This is a genomic window from Abiotrophia defectiva ATCC 49176, assembly GCF_000160075.2.
GTDB classification, from domain to species: Bacteria; Bacillota; Bacilli; order Lactobacillales; family Aerococcaceae; genus Abiotrophia; species Abiotrophia defectiva.
In genome coordinates this window covers 715,418-730,018 of the sequence record NZ_KI535340.1, presented here as the reverse complement: position 1 = coordinate 730,018, position 14,601 = coordinate 715,418, and the positions used below count along the sequence as shown (strand labels likewise).

The window sequence follows — 14,601 nt, the reverse complement described above, 5'->3', positions numbered from 1 at the left end:
ATCGGTATAATAGTATCGGTAGATTACGAAATTAACGTGCCATGTCGTACGTAGTAAGTAAAGGAGTATGATGAATGGAGAATCGGATGGCAGTCATTCTAGCTGCAGGGAAGGGAACACGAATGAAATCCTCCCTCTACAAGGTCCTACACCCAGTGTGTGGTTTGCCTATGGTGGCCCATGTGGTGCGAGCAGTTGAAGCCAGTGGCGTCAACCAAATCGTCACCATCGTGGGGCATGGAGCGGAAGCTGTACAAGCCTACTTGGGCGATAAGTCTAGCTATGCCTTACAGGCAGAACAACTAGGGACAGGTCACGCAGTCCTACAGGCAGAAAGTGCTTTGGGACATTTAGCGGGCAGCACCCTGGTGATTTGTGGTGACACGCCACTCTTGACTGCTGAGACTTTATCGGCCCTTTTTGACTATCACCAAGCTCAAGGGGCAGGGGCAACCATTTTGACCGCTGTTACCGAAGATGCGACAGGATACGGACGGATTGTTCGTGACGCTGAGGGTCAAGTTCTGAAGATTGTGGAACAGAAGGATGCTACAGAGCAAGAGGCGCTGATTCGTGAATTCAACACCGGGACCTATGTCTTCGACAATCAATTATTGTTTGATTGTCTCAAACGTGTGGGCAACGATAACGCCCAAGGCGAATATTACTTGCCGGATGTCATTGCCCTGGCCCGTCAAGCAGAACGGACGGTGGCTGCCTATGTCATGGCAGATGAGACCGAAGCCATTGGGGTTAACGACCGAGTAGCACTAGCAGAAGCGACCCAATCTATGCGCCGTCGTATTAATGAATATCATATGCGCCAAGGCGTGACCATGATTGATCCAGCTTCAACCTACATTGAAGCCGATGTGGTTATTGGTCCAGATACTGTTCTGGAAGCCAATGTTAGCCTTAAGGGTCAAACCCGCATTGGGGCTCAGTGTCAAATTGGGGCCAATACGGAAATCCATGACAGTCAGTTGGCAGACGGTGTCTCTGTGACCCAATCCGTTATCGAATCTTCAACTGTCGCTACTGGCGCAACCGTCGGGCCATTCGCTCACCTGCGGCCAAATAGCCACCTAGGTCAAGATGTTCATATCGGCAACTTCGTCGAAGTCAAGAACTCTACCTTAGGGGCAGGCGTCAAGTCAGGCCACCTAACCTATATTGGCGATGCTGACCTAGGTCGTGATATCAATATCGGTTGCGGCACCATCTTCGTCAACTATGACGGCAAGAAGAAGCACCGTTCAACTGTAGGTGACCAAGCCTTTATCGGCTGTAATGCCAACATCGTGTCACCAGTCAAGATTGGCGACCAAACCTTTATTGCAGCGGGTACAACTGTGACACACGATGTGCCAGATCAAGCCTTGGCCATTTCCCGCGTCAAGCAAGATAACATTCCCAACTATTGGCAAAAATTTAGCAAAAAGTAATTTTTAGGAGGAACCATTGTGGGTAAACATTATAAAGATCCGAAGTTGAAGATTTTCTCTTTGAGTTCAAACCGTCCTTTGGCAGAGAAGATTGCGGAGGCAGTTGGTCTAGAATTAGGGAAAATTAGCATTTCACGTTTTTCAGACGGTGAAGTCAAGGTCAACGTGGAAGAAAGTATTCGGGGGGCGCACGTCTACATCGTGCAATCGACTTCTGACCCAGTCAACGACAACTTGATGGAACTCTTGATCATGATTGATGCTTTGCGTCGGGCAAGTGCCAAGACCATTAACGTGGTCATGCCTTATTACGGCTATGCGCGTCAAGAACGTAAGGCTCAGTCGCGTGAACCAATTACCGCTAAATTAGTTGCTAACATGATTACTATTGCTGGGGCAGACCGTGTCTTAACCTTAGACTTGCATGCACCGCAAATTCAAGGCTTCTTTGATATTCCAGTGGACCACTTAATTGGGGTGCCGCTCTTGGCTGACTACTTCTTAGAAAAAGGCCTCTTCGGCGAGGATGTCGTGGTCGTTTCTCCTGACCACGGTGGGGTAGTACGGGCCCGCAAATTGGCCGACTTCCTCAAGTCACCAATTGCCATCATCGACAAACGCCGTCCACGTCCTAACGTCTCTGAAGTCATGAACATTATCGGGGATGTCGCAGGCAAGAAATGTATCATTATCGATGACATGATTGATACTGCTGGGACTATTACCTTAGCGGCAGCCGCTCTCCTCGATAAGGGCGCAGATTCCGTCTATGCTTGCTGTACCCACGCTGTCCTATCTGGTCCAGCGGTTGATCGCCTAGATGAATCTGATATCAGAGAAGTTATCGTGACCGACTCTATTCAACAACCAGAAGGTCGCCACTTAGACAAACTCCAAACGATTTCTGTCGGCACCTTAGTCGGGGAAGCTATCAAGCGTATCCACGAAAACCGTTCAGTAAGTCCACTCTTCCAAGAAAAATTCAAGTTGGAAGATTTAAGCAAAGAAGACTAATCCTATTCCAGTCTAGAAAGGAAGAACCCCATGAAACAATTCTTCAAGAAAATGGCCGCTCTTGTGATGGCCTTGACCCTGATCTTCGTCTCTTTACCTAAAGTACAAGCGGAAGATCTAGCCATCTCTGAACTCTTAGGTCGTAGCTACGAAGCTTACCGTGGCCTGAATAATCTCCATGCTCAAGGGACCTTAAAGGCAGCCATTGACCGTCAGACCCAACATATGGACCTAGGTCAAGTTGAGATTGATGGTTATGTTGATATTCCAAACCTTAACGGCGATCTTAAGCTAGTGATTGACTCAATCTTCTTACCACAATTCCGCCAAGTGCGTTGGGGTATTAAGGACAACCAAGCCTTCTATCAATTGGATGATGAGTATGCACAAGTGGAAGATGCTAGCAAGCAAAAAGCTGACCTTAAGAAGTCAATCGAGCGTGAAGGCTTCAACTTCCCGGCCAAAGACGAAGTCGTTAAGGCTTTAGCTCAACACGATGACTTAATCAAGCAAATTTTCAAACTGACTGAAACAGATAGTGAATATGTGCTTAGTCTGCGTGATGATATTGATGCTAAGAAGCTCTTCGACGATAACAAGGCTGCCTTGGATCAATTTAAGCAAGAAATCTATGAAGAGATGGAGGCACGTGGCGAAAAGGTTTCACCAAGCTACAAGGCACAAATTGAACGTTTCTACAGTGCGGAAACCTTAAGCAAGTTCTTAGAAAGTAAACCAGTTTACGAAGTTCATTTTGCTAAGGATAGCTACTTAGTAACATCTTACAAGATGGAAGTAACGCTACGTTTCACTGACTTCTTAGACAGCAAAGAAGTTGAAAAATTAGGACTCTACACCTTCTACTACAATGTAGAAATGAGCTTTGATGGCTTCAACGAGAGCCGTGAGATTACAGTGCCGGAAGAAAAACTACCTAGCTTGGAGTCTGATTCAAGTCGCTTGCCTGAATTAAGCCAAGACAGTGAATCAAGTTCTGCTTCTGAATAAGGACAATTTTTTTGCAGCCCCAAGGGGCTGCTTTTTTGGTGGGGCGCTAGCCAAGGGCGAACTTTTCCTGCTTTAGAGCCTAGGATTTGTTCGGAATAATGGGCTTTTTCTCGGCCTAAAGTATGAAATTTATGTGAAATCGAGGGCTTTTGGTTGTAATTTAAGCTGAGCGCGTTATAATAGGGACAAGTAAAATCTTTTACGAAAAGGAGAATGATGATGAAATCCATCAAGAAATTTTTTGCTGTAACAGCTGTTGCTGCTACTGTATTCGCTACTACCCCTGCTACTACTGCTCACGCTGTAGGTTTGAATGAACTCTTCAGCAAAGCAGATGCAGCTTTGAAGACTGTGAAGTCTGTAGAATTGAAAGGTGACTTAGCTGTTGCTTTTGACCAAAACGGGACTAAAGTAAACGTTGCTAACGTGAACTTTGAAACTGAATTAGACGTAGAAAACGTTCAAGGTGAAGGTAAAATTGAAGTTGCGAGCCAATTGTCTCCAAACGCTCAAAAACAAGCTTTCCAAGTGAAAGATGATACCTTATCAACTCAAACTGGTGATAAAGAATGGACTAAGGCAGACTTCTCTGCTCAACGTAACCAATTCAAGACTGCTATCCAAAACGGCTTGCAAGCAGCTTACAAGGACTTAACTCCTGAACAAGAAGCTACTTTAGGTCAATACTTCGAAGTGAAGGAAGACGGCGAAGACTATGTTTACGCCCTCAAACAAGGGATCGACGGGAAGAAATTCTTCGAAGATAACAAAGAAACCTTCGCTCGCGTTAAAGACCAAGTCTTGAAACAAGCAGAAGCGAACGGTCAATCTGTATCTGATCAACAAAAAGCAACCTACGACAAGCTCTTCAGTGCAGAAACCATGGAAAAATTCTTTGCATCAAACCCTAAAGTAGAAGTTCGTTACAACAAATCTACTTTCTTAGTATCTAAGGTAACGCTTGATGTAAACTTGAACCCTGCTGACTTCTTACCAGCTCAATCAGCTCAAGGCGCACCAGGTAAAGTATCTGTACAAGCTAACTTAGAAGCTAAAGACTACAACCAACCAATCGAATTAGAAAACCACTAATCCGTAAAAAAAGCACCCTTAGGGGTGCTTTTTTTAATGGCTTTTTGACTGCAGAAAAAGAAAAAACGAAAGAAATTCTACTTTTGTCTAACTTTTTGTGTGTAAAGACTTGAAGTCTGGCTCTTAAAGTGTTAGCATAATATTATCAGGTGCTTGCCTAGTCAAAACCTGGAATGTAACTGCGACTAAGAGGAGGAATGAAAATGAAAAAATTAGTCAAAGTATTAGTTGTTCTCTTGGCTTTCTTTAGCCAATTACCTTTCGCTGCAGCTCAAGATGCTGCCCCATCTTTCGTTGATTTGATGACCCAAGCCAACGAAGCAGCACTCAAGTTGGAGACTTTCCACTTGGAATCTAGCCTGTCCGTTATTGGTACTACTAAGACTACACCACGTAGTTTAACGGCTAACCTAACAGGTGACGTGGATGTTAAGAATGCTGAGCTCCAAGGTTCACTTGATTTACAATTGCCACCAACCACCAATGGCCAATTTGAGGCAGTGGTAAAAGGTGCCAAAGCCTTCTTCCGTGAAGGAGACAAAGATTGGCATGTATCGGATGTTTCCGTCAACAAACAAGAATTCCAAAAAGCTTATGCCAAGTTTTTAGAAGTAGCTAAGACAAATTCTGAGTTAGACAAAGAATTTAATACAGCTCTTTCTGAATTATTCAATGTGGAAGCAAAAGATGACGAGTATCAAGTTTCCCTCAAACAAAACATTGACGGTGCTAAGTTCTATCAAGATCACGAAGCCCTCTTCAAGAAATTACAACAAGCGGCTTTAGACCAAGCTAAACAAGCAGGTCAAAATGTTAGCGAAGATAGCTTCAGCAAGGTCTTCACTGCTGAGAACTTCAAGAAGTTCTTCGAATTGAATCCTAGCTTGGTAGTAAGCTATGATAAAGAAACTCACTTCGTCAAAGCTTTCAACCTTGTCCTTCATGTAGACGTGGCTCAAGTAAATCCTAAATTGGCTGAGGGCGACGACGCACCACAAACAGTGGATGTTACTTTCTCTGTGACTGTAAGCAACCACAACCAACCAGTTGATATCAAGGAACCTGAAGCAGGGGCTGGCAATGCTAACTCCGCTTCATCTTCTGAAGAATAAGCAAGCGATAAGGCTAGGACTTGGTCCTAGCTTTTTTCTTGTCTAGCATTTATTTTAGCGTCAAAAGTGCTCAGGATTGCTTGTCCTCTAAGCCTTAAGGTATAATGAAGGGGTAGATGAATCCTGGAGGGATAATATGAATATCAAAGCAATTGCCAAGGAAGTCTTAGAATTCCTGGTTTACTTAATTATTATGGTAGCGGCGGTTTTCGCCTTACGTCATTTTGTGGTGGAGTCCTTCCGTGTGGATGGACACTCGATGGACTATACCCTACAACACGATGAACGACTCTTTATGTGGAAGCTAGCCAAAATTGAACGTTTCGACGTGGTGGTTATTAAGGCGCCGAGTGACCCTAGCAAACGCTATATCAAGCGTGTCATTGGGGTGCCAGGTGACACCATTGAAGTGCGCGACGACAAACTCTATCTCAATGGCGTGGCTACTGACGAGCCTTACTTAGCCGAGAAGGTGAAGGAATACCAGGCGGCCAATCCGAATGGCAACTTCACGCAAAACTTCACCCTAGCACAAGTTGCAGGAGCTAGTACAGTGCCAGAAGGTAAGTACTTCGTCTTGGGGGATAACCGTCAGAACTCGCTGGACGGTCGTTCCTTTGGCTTTATTGATGCCAACACGGTCGAAGGGGAAGCCGATGTCAGCTATTGGCCTTTAAACCGTCTAGGCCTCTTGCAAAAGTATAAATTAAATGATGCGGGACAAATTGTGAACCGTTAAGTGAGTCAGGTCCAGGGACACAGTCCTGGACCTTTTTTGTTGCTAGGAGCCAGCAGAGGACAGCTTGACAAAGGGCTTAAAAATGCGTATATTTATAGCTGTAAATAGACTAGTACAATCCCTATGGTTTTAGAGAGTGCGTCCTTGGCTGGAAGTCGCATACCCTCTGGTGGATTGGAACCTACTATTGAAGAGAACAAGTGGGCTAGCCTCCTTATCGGCTATAAGTTGGCCGGCACCTATGTCGGCAAACAAGGTGGTACCGCGGAGTGACTGTGCTTCGTCCTTGATTAAGGATGGAGCACAGTCACGATTTTTTGTAAGGAGGTTTACCAGATGGTAACAAGACAAGAAGATTTCTCAAAATGGTATTTACAAACCATTCAACAAGCGGATTTAATGGACTACTCGCCAGTGCGAGGCTGTATGATTTTTAAGCCAGACGGCTATGAAATCTGGGAACATATCCAAAAAGCGATGGATGCTCGTTTCAAGGAAGAAGGCATCCGTAATGCCTACTTCCCAATGTTAATTCCTGAATCATTCTTCAACAAGGAGAAGGATCACATCGAAGGCTTTAGCCCAGAATTACCATGGGTAACGGAAGCAGCAGGGGAGAAGTTAGAAGAGCGTTTGGCTTTACGTCCAACATCTGAGACCATTATTGGGGATGCCTTCTCCAACTGGATTCAGTCCTACCGTGACCTACCACTCGAAATCAACCAATGGGCCAACGTGTTCCGTTGGGAGAAGAAGACCTTGCCATTCTTGCGGACCTCTGAGTTCCTCTGGCAAGAAGGCCATACGGCTCACGCTGACGGCCAAGAAGCCTTGGACCGTACTATGCGTATGCTCCAAATCTATAAGGAAGTCGTGGAAGGTGTCTTGGCGGTGCCAGTGGTAGACGGTGAAAAAACTCCTTCTGAGCGCTTTGCTGGGGCAGTTAGCACCTTCTCCATTGAAGCTATGATGCAAGACGGTAAAGCTGTTCAAGCCGGGACTTCCCACTACATGGGGACTAAGTTTGCGGAGGCTTTCGACATCCGTTACCTCAATACCGATAACGAGCATGTTTACGCGCACACTAGCTCCTTCGGGGTATCCACTCGCTTGATTGGGGCTATGATTATGACTCACGGCGACGACAAGGGCTTGGTCTTGCCACCAGCAGTTGCGCCAACTCAAGTAGTCTTCGTTCCAGTAGGCCCATGGCAAAAGAACCCAGCCATTCTGGACAAAATCCATGAATTACAGGCACAACTCAAAGCGGCAGGCATCCGTTGCCGCGTAGATGACAGCAACAACTCACCAGGTTTCAAATTCAATGAATGGGAACTGCGCGGTGTGCCAGTTCGGATTGAGTGTGGCCCACGCGACTTAGAAAATGCGCAAGTCATGATGAAGGCTCGCGACTTAGATGACAAAGTAGCCGTACCATTTGATAACTTCTTGGCTAGCGTCCAAGCGGAATTAGCTAGCATGCAAGGACGACTCTTAGAAAAGGCTCGCCAAATGAACCAAGCCAACTACTATACGGACATCAATAGCTTAGATGAGCTCAAAGCCCACATCGAAAGCAAGCGGGCAGCTGGCCAAGTACCTGGTTGGGTGTTAGCAGGTTGGGATGGCACTGAAGAGAGCGAAGACAAGATTAAGGAAGAAACGGGCTTCACTACACGTAACATTCCATTTGCAGGCCAAGTGCCAGAGAAAGCAACCTGTATCGTGACTGGCCAACCGGCTAAGCACACCGTATGGTTGGCGCGGGCCTACTAAGAAAGAAGGAAGCTAAGATGGAGGCTAAGTTTTGCCGCGAATCTCGGGCGGTGCAAACCCACCGTATCCTACCTTTCCATTGTAATATGCACCAAACCCTCTATGGCGGTCAGCTCATGGAATTCATTGATAACTGTGCCAGTATTACAGTGTCCCGCCATACGCGCAGTCTCTGTGTGACGGCCTCGATGGACCAGCTCAACTTTATCCGGCCTTTGCACTTGTCTGACTCCGTCTGTGTGGAAACCATTGTCACAGGTACCGGCCGTACCTCGGTCGAAGTCTTTGCCAAGGTAGTGGGGGAACGTCTGGAGACGGGCGAACGCTATTTGGCTGCGACGGCCTTCCTGACCTTTGTGGCCATCGATGAGACGGGTGCTTCAGTTGAGGTCGCCCCTATTCAGCCAGAGGGCCCAGAGGAAATCTTCGTCTGCGCCGGTTACCCAGAACGCCAGGCCAAGCGTATGGCCGAACGCAAAGCATCGGCTCAATTCCAGTCAGGCCTCAACTTGGATTTCCCCTGGGACATCCACTAAGAGGTGTTTAACGCCACAAGTCAGCTTTTCTGACTAGGTGCCAAATTTATTCTTTACATTTGGCAGAGAATTAGGTATGATATTAGTGTTGCACCGAGTGCAGACAAATAACTCTAGACTAGCAAATAGCCTAGGGCAGAAAGGAAGTTCATAAATGAGACCAGATATTCATCCAAACTACCAACCAGTTGTCTTCATGGACACTACTACTGGTTACAAATTCTTGTCAGGTTCAACGAAAACTTCTAACGAAACGGTTGAGTGGGAAGATGGCAACACTTACCCATTAATCCGTGTGGAAATTTCGTCTGATTCACATCCATTCTACACTGGGCGTCAAAAATTCACCCAAGCAGATGGTCGTGTGGACCGCTTCAACAAGAAGTACGGCTTCAACAAATAAGCCATCCTTCTATCCACAGAAGATCAAGAGCCCCTTGGGGCTCTTTTTTTATTTTAGGTAACAATCTTGCGCAAAGCGTGACAAGACAAGGTTTTTGGCTTATAATAGAGGACGAGACTAAAATTCGAAAGGATGTTTTTTATGAGTACATTATGGACTGTTTTAGGGATTATTGCTGGGATTGTGGTCCTATTAGTAGTCTTCTGGGCATCTGTCTACAACCGTTTAGTTCGTTTACGTAACTGGTCTGAAGAGAGCTTCAGCCAAGTAGACGTGCAACTCCAACGTCGTAACGACTTAATTCCAAACTTAGTGGAAACAGTCAAAGGTTACTCTAAACACGAGAGTGAAACCTTAGACGCTGTAGTGAAGGCGCGTCAACAAATCGTTAACTTGCCAATGGATGCAACGCCTGAGCAAAAGAATGAATTATCAAACCAATTGACAGGGGCTTTATCTCGTTTATTGGCTGTAGCAGAAGCTTATCCTGAGCTCAAAGCTAACCAAAACTACTTAGACTTACAACGTAGCTTGGAAGAAACCGAAGACTTGATTGCCAAAGCGCGTCAAATCTACAACTCAAGCATTGGCCAATACAACACTGGGATCCAAACCTTCCCTAACAGCTTGGTAGCTGGCTTAAGTGGTTTTACACCAAAAGCTTACCTACAAGCACCAGCTGAAGCCAAAGAAGCACCAAAAGTAAGCTTCTAAGTCTAAATTTACTACCATTATACTATTGACCTACTAGCTAGCATGGAAAGGAGGCATGAGATGAAACGGGTTAACCTCTATGTGCATTATGACTCGGTTACCAACTATATGATGACCCGGGCCCTAAGTCTGACTAGTGACGACTTTAGTGCACAGAATTTACCTAATAACTTGATTTTGGCAGAAGCACCGGCTAACTTTGGTCGCTTTGATGTGCAGACCAACTTCAAGATTTTGCGGGGACGGTCTGAAGTCTTACGGTATATGGAGACAGTCCAAGCCCAGAAGCTGCGGATGTCTAACTGGATTGACTTCGAATCCATTGAACTCATGCATCAATTGACTCCTCAGGAAATTGCGGAATTGCTTTACCTCTTCCACTCTTCCAATGTCCTACGCTCAGCTTTCTTCTATAAGTTGCAGAATAACTTTGTCTATCTCACTTTACCTAATGGGCTGAACAAGCTCTTCTATCGGCATATTCAAGACTTCTACCCGCGCTTTGCTCGGAATATGACCGAACGCATGATGGATCTGGTTAATGAGAATAAGAACCTCTTCTTCTCTAAACGCCAGACAGTCTCCCTCTTGCCTGCACACGTAGCAGAGGAACTGGCCCCTTTATTCGCCAACGGCATTAAGGTGGACTTCGTGCAAGCTCACTCTCATAACGGAAAATGGTCAGTGCCACTCTTCGTGATTGAAGATGAGTTGACCCTGCTCTCCCAAAATCAGAATATGGCAGAGCAGATTGGGGAGATTGTCTATGATACAAGTGCCAACCATTGGCGTCTAGTATTGAATATCTAAATTTGATGGAGGAACTTTACATGAAAATCGTCTTACTCTATGGTGGGCAGAGTGCTGAACATGATATTTCCTTGATTTCAGCACATAATATTATGCAGTCCATCATGTATAACTACTATGAGGTACAACCTGTTTATATTACCAAGCAAGGAGACTGGCTCAAGGGAGCGCCTTTATCAGGTCCGCTTAGCCACTCTAACCAACTGGCCTTAACGGCTGGTCCGCAAGCGCGTTGGGCTGAGGGGCCAGAGGGTCAATCAGTCGGGACCTTAATTCAACCTGGCGATATTAAGGAAGCAGACACCATTGTCTTTCCTGTCTTACATGGCCCTAACGGCGAAGATGGGACCATCCAAGGCTTCTTGGAAGTCTTAGGCATGCCATATGTTGGGGCTGGCGTGACTGCTAGTGCTTGCGGTATGGACAAGGTCATTTCCAAACAACTTTTCCACCAAGCTGGCTTACCACAAGTGCCATACGTGGCCTTCGATTCTCGTGAATGGGCTCAGTCCCCTGAGGAATGGATGAATCGCTGTGAGGGTAACTTGCTCTATCCACTCTTTGTAAAGCCTGCTAACATGGGCTCTAGCGTGGGGATTTCTAAGGCTACCACGACCGAAGAGTTACGCGCAGCTGTAGAGAAAGCCCTGCAATTTGACCGTCGTATCGTGGTGGAGCAAGGCATTTCCGCCCAAGAATGCGAAGTGGCAGTTTTAGGGAACGATGATGCGCACGCTAGTGTGGTCGGCCGTCTGGTCAAGACTGCTGATTTCTACGACTACGATGAAAAGTATGTCAACAACACAGTGGAAATGGAGATTCCGGCTCAATTGCCAGACGCCATTAGTGACAAGATTCAAGAATATGCCCTACGCGCCTACCGCGCATTGGATGGCAAGGGCTTGTCACGGGTTGACTTCTTCGTAACGGCTAGCCACGATATCTATATCAATGAAATTAACACCATGCCAGGCTTTACGCCTTACAGCATGTATCCTTGTCTTTGGGAAGCGACCGGGCTTAATACCCGCGACCTAATCGAAGAGCTCTTGCAATTAGCGCTTAAGAGTTTCGAAGACAAGCAAGCTTATAAACAAGTAAGTCGTTAATAACAAAACCACATGGCCTAGATAGTATTAGAAAAGCGAAGTGCTATTGCACTTCGCTTTTTTCTTAGGCATTCAGGGCTTGGATAATGTCCGCAATTAAATCTTGCGGATCTTCAATCCCTACGGATACTCGTAGTAAGTCGGCTGTTAAGCCATAAGATTCTCGGATGTCTTGCGGGATGTCAGCATGGGTTTGGGTGGTTGGATAGGTGATGAAGCTTTCGACACCCCCTAAGCTCTCCGCAAAGGTGAAGACCTTGAGAGCCCGTAAGAAGCTGTCTACCTTGCTGGCATCTTGAATCTTAATGGACATCATGGCGCCGCGACCAGGATAGAGGACTTCTTTGATTTGAGGGTGTTGGCTTAGTTCTTGGGCTAGGGCCTGAGCATTGGCTTCTTGCCGGTCTAGCCGCAGGGACAGGGTTTTAAGTGAGCGGATAAAGAGCCAACAGTCAAAAGGTGATAAGGTTGGGCCTGTGGTGTTGGACAACCAGACTAATTGCTCGCCCAAGCTAGCGTCTTTGGACACTACTACACCGGCCAAGATGTCGTTATGGCCAGTTAGGTATTTGGTGCCTGAATGAATGACTAGGTCAGCCCCTAATTCTAAAGGTCGTTGACGTAGGGGAGTCAAGAAGGTATTGTCCACGATAAGGCGAGTTTGGTGGCCTTGACAGACTTGGGCAACAGCCGCCAAATCAATTTCCTGCATGAGCGGGTTGGTAGGGGTCTCGACGAAGACAGCGGCTACTTGGTCGCTAATTAAGGAGGTCAGCTCTTCTAAATCTTGGAAATAAGTAAATTGATAGAAACCTTGCGCTTGGAGCTTATCGAAGTAGCGGAAGCTGCCCCCATATACATCGCGTGTTACCAGGAATTGACTACCAGCTGGGAAGAGGCCTAAGACTAGCTGAATGGCGCTCATACCGGAAGAGGTTACCACTGCTTGGGCGCCGCATTCAAGGGAAGCCAGACCTTCTTCTAAGACGGTGCGGGTAGGGTTTTTGGTTCGGGTATAGTCAAAGCCCGTGCTTTGGCCCAAACCTGGATGGGCGTAAGCGGTAGACAGGTGAATAGGCAGGGAGACCGCGCCGGTTTGTTGGTCTTGGCGGTTGCCCAGTTGGGCTAGTTGAGTGTCACGATGGGTCATCAGGGTCAACTCCTTTATGGATTAATAGGTCAAAGAAAAAGCCCGACGCACAGGGAAAGGCCTGCGCGCCGGGACGAATCTTCGTGGTACCACCCGATTTTGTGCTTGCCTCACAGCAAGCACCTTGGTAAGTCTAAGACTTGGCAGTAACGTTGCGAACGTCTCACTGGCTGAAAAACAGTGAAATTCTCAGAGGTCATCTTGGGTCAAGGTGGCCACCCCTTTGCAGCAACTAGGGCTCTCTATAGACCGTGGCTTGACTTACTCATCTCGTCATCGAAGTAGTATTTGCCTCAGTGTAACACGAAAGCAGAAGCCTGTCAACAGAGCCATTTTGTCCGGAGCCGACTAATATGACTGTCATGGGCTTTAATCATATTATTACCTCTCGAAGGCAATTCTTGACCTTGAACCACTAGAGGCTATCCAGTATAATAGAGACTATATTGGTGACCAATTGGACTGAAAGGGAGGAACTATAATGGCGCAAAATAATACAAGAAAAACTTCAATCTGGCGTCAGCTAGTCTACATCGTGCTCTGCCTCATAGTGGGCGCTGTTATCGGCCTTCTAATCGGGCGCTTCTTTGGCCCTTCACTTGCCAATCAGATGCGTCATGTGTCTATTACCTATTTGCTAGCGACCTTTATAGTGAGCACAATCTTACACATTATTATTCATGAAGGGGGCCATTTGCTTGGTGGCCTGCTGACGGGTTATAAATTTGTTAGTTTCCGGGTTATGGATTTAAAATTGGAAAAATCTGAGTCAGGTGGCTTTAAGTTTCGTTGGCAACATGTGGCCGGGACTGGTGGCCAGTGTTTAATGCGCCCGCCACGCTATCAAAGCCAAAAATTTCCTTTTAGGCTCTACTTAGCGGGTGGTTTTCTGGCTAATATTTTGACCAGTGTCTTGGCCTATTGGCTCTGGCCTAATATCTATGTCTTTGTCTTTGCTAGCCTTGGGATTTTGATGGGCCTGACCAATGCCATTCCCATGAGTTTTAATGATGGCAAAAACTTACTTTTATTGAGCAAAAGTGAATTAAACCGCCTAGTTCTCTTCATAATGTTAGAGGATAATTACTGGGCCAATCGTGGTAAGTCTTATGATGAGAAATATCGCTATCTACGGCGTGTTACTATTAATGAGACTAACTTTTTGACGGATGCTACGATTTTTTATGACTTAGAGCAACTAGTGGATCAGGGTCAGTTCGAAGAAGTCTACATCTTGGCTAAGAAAATCTATCAGGAACGGGAGGATATGGTGACGCCCTATCGTCAGGAAATTCTGCGCCTCTTACTTTTTGCGGCTAGCCTGCAACATCCCGAAGATCCCCTGATTACGACCTTACTGGAGGATCCCCTCTTAGTGGCTATGCTGAAGACCAAGCGACCGGAAAACTCAACCGCCCAGGCTGCCTATCATTGGCGGGTCAAGGGAGATGTGGCGACGGCTCTGGAGCATTTGGCGCAAGCTAAGAAACGCCTGCCTCGCGCCCATAACCTCAGGGCTCAGGAGCAGGAAGCTCGGATTATAGATTACCTAGAAGAGAAAATCCAGGCAGAACAAGCAAATAATAATTAAAAAAGCTCAAGTATCGGTTTAGTGCCGATTCTTGAGTTTTTATTTGCGACGCAGTATTTCAGGAGCATTAAAACCGGACGTTTAGATTCAGTTGATGCTTTT

14 protein-coding genes are annotated in these 14,601 nt (G+C 46.3%); 13 read left to right on the top strand and 1 reads right to left on the bottom strand.

Annotated features, from left to right (window positions below):
- The first annotated feature begins 74 nt into the window (after positions 1-74).
- The 12 genes from glmU to GCWU000182_RS03180 all read left to right on the top strand — a co-directional run bounded on the left by glmU (position 75) and on the right by GCWU000182_RS03180 (position 11,758).
- Positions 75-1,445 (top strand): bifunctional UDP-N-acetylglucosamine diphosphorylase/glucosamine-1-phosphate N-acetyltransferase GlmU, encoded by a 1,371-nt coding sequence (glmU, locus tag GCWU000182_RS03235; RefSeq protein ID WP_023391320.1) that lies wholly within the window; start codon positions 75-77, stop codon positions 1,443-1,445.
- A gap of 18 nt (positions 1,446-1,463) precedes the next feature.
- The gene (locus tag GCWU000182_RS03230; RefSeq protein ID WP_023391319.1) at positions 1,464-2,459 is read left to right on the top strand and encodes a ribose-phosphate diphosphokinase; all 996 of its coding nucleotides are present in this window, start codon (positions 1,464-1,466) and stop codon (positions 2,457-2,459) included.
- A 30-nt stretch (positions 2,460-2,489) separates the two neighbouring features.
- Positions 2,490-3,467, top strand: coding sequence for a hypothetical protein (locus tag GCWU000182_RS03225; RefSeq protein ID WP_023391318.1), 978 nt, complete (start codon positions 2,490-2,492; stop codon positions 3,465-3,467).
- Positions 3,468-3,686: 219 nt separating this feature from the next.
- Positions 3,687-4,559 (top strand): hypothetical protein, encoded by an 873-nt coding sequence (locus tag GCWU000182_RS03220; protein ID WP_035363985.1) that lies wholly within the window; start codon positions 3,687-3,689, stop codon positions 4,557-4,559.
- A 203-nt stretch (positions 4,560-4,762) separates the two neighbouring features.
- Positions 4,763-5,671 carry a hypothetical protein gene (locus GCWU000182_RS03215; RefSeq protein WP_035363982.1) on the top strand — a complete coding sequence of 303 codons (909 nt, stop codon included), beginning with the start codon at positions 4,763-4,765 and terminating at the stop codon, positions 5,669-5,671.
- A gap of 136 nt (positions 5,672-5,807) precedes the next feature.
- Positions 5,808-6,410 carry a signal peptidase I gene (gene lepB, locus GCWU000182_RS03210; protein ID WP_023391315.1) on the top strand — a complete coding sequence of 201 codons (603 nt, stop codon included), beginning with the start codon at positions 5,808-5,810 and terminating at the stop codon, positions 6,408-6,410.
- Positions 6,411-6,746: 336 nt separating this feature from the next.
- Entirely contained in the window at positions 6,747-8,186 is a 1,440-nt protein-coding gene (gene proS, locus GCWU000182_RS03205) for a proline--tRNA ligase (RefSeq protein WP_023391313.1), read from the top strand.
- Between the two features lie 17 nt (positions 8,187-8,203).
- Positions 8,204-8,722, top strand: coding sequence for an acyl-CoA thioesterase (locus GCWU000182_RS03200; protein WP_035363979.1), 519 nt, complete (start codon positions 8,204-8,206; stop codon positions 8,720-8,722).
- Between the two features lie 154 nt (positions 8,723-8,876).
- Entirely contained in the window at positions 8,877-9,125 is a 249-nt protein-coding gene (locus tag GCWU000182_RS03195; RefSeq protein ID WP_023391311.1) for a type B 50S ribosomal protein L31, read from the top strand.
- 141 nt (positions 9,126-9,266) lie between these two features.
- On the top strand, positions 9,267-9,839 hold the full coding sequence (locus tag GCWU000182_RS03190; protein ID WP_035363976.1) for a LemA family protein: 573 nt from the start codon (positions 9,267-9,269) through the stop codon (positions 9,837-9,839).
- 60 nt (positions 9,840-9,899) lie between these two features.
- Positions 9,900-10,649 (top strand): hypothetical protein, encoded by a 750-nt coding sequence (locus GCWU000182_RS03185; protein WP_035363975.1) that lies wholly within the window; start codon positions 9,900-9,902, stop codon positions 10,647-10,649.
- A gap of 20 nt (positions 10,650-10,669) precedes the next feature.
- Positions 10,670-11,758, top strand: a complete 1,089-nt coding sequence (locus GCWU000182_RS03180; RefSeq protein ID WP_035363973.1) for a D-alanine--D-alanine ligase — start codon at positions 10,670-10,672, stop codon at positions 11,756-11,758.
- 64 nt (positions 11,759-11,822) lie between these two features.
- Here GCWU000182_RS03180 and GCWU000182_RS03175 read toward each other — a convergent pair whose 3' ends face one another.
- Positions 11,823-12,908, bottom strand: coding sequence for an aminotransferase class I/II-fold pyridoxal phosphate-dependent enzyme (locus tag GCWU000182_RS03175; protein WP_023391307.1), 1,086 nt, complete (start codon positions 12,906-12,908; stop codon positions 11,823-11,825).
- A gap of 481 nt (positions 12,909-13,389) precedes the next feature.
- Here GCWU000182_RS03175 and GCWU000182_RS03170 point away from each other — a divergent pair, with 481 nt between their 5' ends.
- Positions 13,390-14,499: a Z-ring associated ZapG family protein gene (locus GCWU000182_RS03170; RefSeq protein WP_023391306.1), complete on the top strand. Its 1,110-nt coding sequence runs from the start codon at positions 13,390-13,392 to the stop codon at positions 14,497-14,499.
- Positions 14,500-14,601 lie beyond the last annotated feature (102 nt).

Excerpts from the sequence above, each read along its gene's own strand:
- GCWU000182_RS03200 (WP_035363979.1), top strand. The coding sequence starts at position 8,204 with ATGGAGGCTAAGTTTTGCCGCGAATCTCGGGCGGTGCAAACCCACCGT.
- GCWU000182_RS03195 (WP_023391311.1), top strand. The coding sequence starts at position 8,877 with ATGAGACCAGATATTCATCCAAACTACCAACCAGTTGTCTTCATGGAC.
- GCWU000182_RS03190 (WP_035363976.1), top strand. The coding sequence starts at position 9,267 with ATGAGTACATTATGGACTGTTTTAGGGATTATTGCTGGGATTGTGGTC.
- GCWU000182_RS03225 (WP_023391318.1), top strand. The coding sequence starts at position 2,490 with ATGAAACAATTCTTCAAGAAAATGGCCGCTCTTGTGATGGCCTTGACC.
- GCWU000182_RS03170 (WP_023391306.1), top strand. The coding sequence starts at position 13,390 with ATGGCGCAAAATAATACAAGAAAAACTTCAATCTGGCGTCAGCTAGTC.
- GCWU000182_RS03215 (WP_035363982.1), top strand. The coding sequence starts at position 4,763 with ATGAAAAAATTAGTCAAAGTATTAGTTGTTCTCTTGGCTTTCTTTAGC.
- GCWU000182_RS03180 (WP_035363973.1), top strand. The coding sequence starts at position 10,670 with ATGAAAATCGTCTTACTCTATGGTGGGCAGAGTGCTGAACATGATATT.
- GCWU000182_RS03175 (WP_023391307.1), bottom strand. The coding sequence starts at position 12,908 with ATGACCCATCGTGACACTCAACTAGCCCAACTGGGCAACCGCCAAGAC.
- GCWU000182_RS03185 (WP_035363975.1), top strand. The coding sequence starts at position 9,900 with ATGAAACGGGTTAACCTCTATGTGCATTATGACTCGGTTACCAACTAT.
- glmU (WP_023391320.1), top strand. The coding sequence starts at position 75 with ATGGAGAATCGGATGGCAGTCATTCTAGCTGCAGGGAAGGGAACACGA.
- proS (WP_023391313.1), top strand. The coding sequence starts at position 6,747 with ATGGTAACAAGACAAGAAGATTTCTCAAAATGGTATTTACAAACCATT.
- GCWU000182_RS03220 (WP_035363985.1), top strand. The coding sequence starts at position 3,687 with ATGAAATCCATCAAGAAATTTTTTGCTGTAACAGCTGTTGCTGCTACT.
- lepB (WP_023391315.1), top strand. The coding sequence starts at position 5,808 with ATGAATATCAAAGCAATTGCCAAGGAAGTCTTAGAATTCCTGGTTTAC.